This window comes from Xenophilus sp. (assembly GCF_044462705.1).
In the GTDB taxonomy this organism is placed as follows: Bacteria; Pseudomonadota; Gammaproteobacteria; order Burkholderiales; family Burkholderiaceae_C; genus Xenophilus; species Xenophilus azovorans.
In genome coordinates, this window is the sequence record NZ_JBIQNC010000099.1 from 1 (window position 1) to 2457 (window position 2457).

A 2457-nucleotide genomic window follows, 5' to 3' on the forward strand; every position below is an offset into this window, starting at 1 on the left:
GCCCGCGAGCGCATCCCGCCGATCCTGGCTCCGTGCCGGAGTGGCCGTGGCGGCCGCCGCGGCGGGCGCCGGCATGTGGTGGCGCCGCCGGGCCGAGGGGGGCGCCGGCGGCGGGACGCTGGATGCGTCCTTCTGGGCGCTGCGCTTCGATCGCCCCGAGGGCGGCGAACTGCGCATGGATGCGCTGCGCGGGCAGCCGCTGCTGGTCAACTTCTGGGCCACCTGGTGCCCCCCCTGCGTGGAAGAGTTGCCCATGCTCGATCGCTTCTTTCGCGATCAGGCGGCCAACGGCTGGCAAGTGATCGGATTGGCCATCGACCAGCCCAGCGCCGTGCGCAAGTTCCTGGCCCGGCTGCCGCTGGCCTTCCCGGTGGGCCTGGCCGGCCTGCAGGGCACGGAACTGGTCAAATCCATGGGCAATCCGGGCGGCGGACTGCCGTTCAGCCTGCTGATCGGCAAGGACGGCCAGGTCGCGAAGCGTAAAATCGGCCAGCTCGAGCCCGCCGACCTGGAGGCGTGGCGCCGTGCAGTTCACGGCTAGAATCCGGCGGTTTGGTCGGTAGATGGCGTTCAAACGCCGCAGTAAGCCGATTTTCAGGTGAGTTGATTCCTTTTGGCCGGTGATGCCGGCGCGGGAGCCCCATGGATCTGCGCAAACTCAAGACACTGATCGACCTGGTGTCTGAATCCAATATTTCCGAACTCGAGATCACCGAAGCCGAAGGCAAGGTCCGCATCGTCAAGGGAGGCGAGCCCGCTCCCGTCCAGTATGTGCAGACGGTTGCCGCGGCGCCCGCCGCGCTGGCGCCCGCTGCTGCCGCACCCGCGCCGGCCGCGGCAGCGCCGGCGGCTTCGGCACCCGCCGCACCAGCCGGCCACACCGTGAAGTCGCCCATGGTCGGCACCTTCTACCGTGCCGCCAGCCCCGGCGCCCCGGCCTTCGTCGAGGTCGGCAGCCAGGTGAAGGAGGGCGACACCCTCTGCATCATCGAGGCGATGAAGATCCTCAACGAGATCGAGGCCGACAAGTCCGGCACCGTGACCCAGATCCTCGGCGAGAACGGGCAGGCCGTCGAATACGGGCAGCCGCTGTTCGTCATCGAGTGAGCCTCTGATGTTCAAGAAGATCCTGGTGGCCAATCGGGGCGAGATCGCCCTGCGCATCCAGCGCGCCTGCAGCGAACTGGGCATCAAGGCGGTGATGGTCTATTCCGAGGCCGACCGCGAGGCCAAGTACGTCAAGCTGGCGGACGAGGCGGTGTGCATCGGCCCGGCGCCCTCGTCGCAGAGCTACCTCAACATGCCGGCCATCATCTCGGCGGCCGAGGTGACGGACGCAGAGGCCATCCATCCCGGCTACGGCTTCCTCTCCGAGAACGCGGACTTCGCCGAGCGCGTGGAGCAGAGCGGCTTCCAGTTCATCGGCCCGACGCCCGAGTCGATCCGCATTATGGGCGACAAGGTCTCGGCCAAGCAGGCCATGATCAAGGCGGGCGTGCCCTGCGTGCCGGGCTCCGACGGCGAACTGTCGGACGACGCGGCGGCCAACAAGCGCATCGCCAAGGCGATCGGCTACCCGGTCATCATCAAGGCGGCCGGCGGCGGCGGCGGGCGCGGCATGCGCGTGGTGCACACCGAGGCGGCGCTGATCAACGCCATCCAGATGACCAAGGCCGAGGCGGCCGCGGCCTTCAACAATCCGGCCGTGTACATGGAGAAGTTCCTCCAGAACCCGCGCCACATCGAGATCCAGGTGCTGGCCGACAAGCACAAGAACGCCGTGTACCTGGGCGAGCGCGACTGCTCCATGCAGCGGCGCCACCAGAAGGTGATCGAGGAGTCGCCCGCACCCGGCATCCCGCGCAAGCTGATCGAGCGCATCGGCGAGCGCTGCGCCGCCGCCTGCAAGAAGATCGGCTACCGCGGCGCCGGCACCTTCGAGTTCCTGTACGAGAACGGCGAGTTCTATTTCATCGAGATGAACACCCGCGTGCAGGTGGAGCATCCGGTGACGGAACTGGTGACCGGCATCGACATCGTGAAGACGCAGATCATGGTCGCCGCCGGCGAGAAGCTGCCTTTCACCCAGCGCCAGATCCAGGTGCACGGCCACGCCATCGAGTGCCGCATCAACGCGGAAGACCCGTACAAGTTCACGCCGTCGCCGGGCCGCATCACCATGTGGCACCCGCCGGGCGGGCCGGGCGTGCGCGTGGACTCCCATGTCTACACCAACTACTTCGTGCCGCCCAACTACGACTCGATGATCGGCAAGATCATCGTCTACGGCGACACGCGCGAGCAGGCCATGGCCCGCATGCGCACCGCGCTGAACGAGACGGTGATCGAGGGCATCCTCACCAACGTCCCGCTGCACCGCGAGCTGATGGTCGACTCGAAGTTCATGGCCGGCGGCACCAACATCCACTACCTGGAAGAGTGGATGGCATCCCACAA

The 2457-nt window shown here is 67.4% G+C and carries 3 protein-coding genes; all 3 read left to right on the forward strand.

What is annotated here, in order from left to right; all coding sequences use genetic code 11:
• Positions 1 to 541: TlpA family protein disulfide reductase (locus tag ACIY1X_RS15300; RefSeq protein ID WP_399681931.1), on the forward strand; the 541-nt coding region annotated here is incomplete at its 5' end.
• A gap of 101 nt (positions 542 to 642) precedes the next feature.
• Positions 643 to 1107 carry an acetyl-CoA carboxylase biotin carboxyl carrier protein gene (gene accB, locus ACIY1X_RS15305; protein WP_399681934.1) on the forward strand — a complete coding sequence of 155 codons (465 nt, stop codon included), beginning with the start codon at positions 643 to 645 and terminating at the stop codon, positions 1105 to 1107.
• A gap of 7 nt (positions 1108 to 1114) precedes the next feature.
• Positions 1115 to 2457: acetyl-CoA carboxylase biotin carboxylase subunit (accC, locus tag ACIY1X_RS15310; RefSeq protein ID WP_399681937.1), on the forward strand; the 1343-nt coding region annotated here is incomplete at its 3' end.

Excerpts from the sequence above, each read along its gene's own strand:
- accB (WP_399681934.1), top strand. The coding sequence starts at position 643 with ATGGATCTGCGCAAACTCAAGACACTGATCGACCTGGTGTCTGAATCC.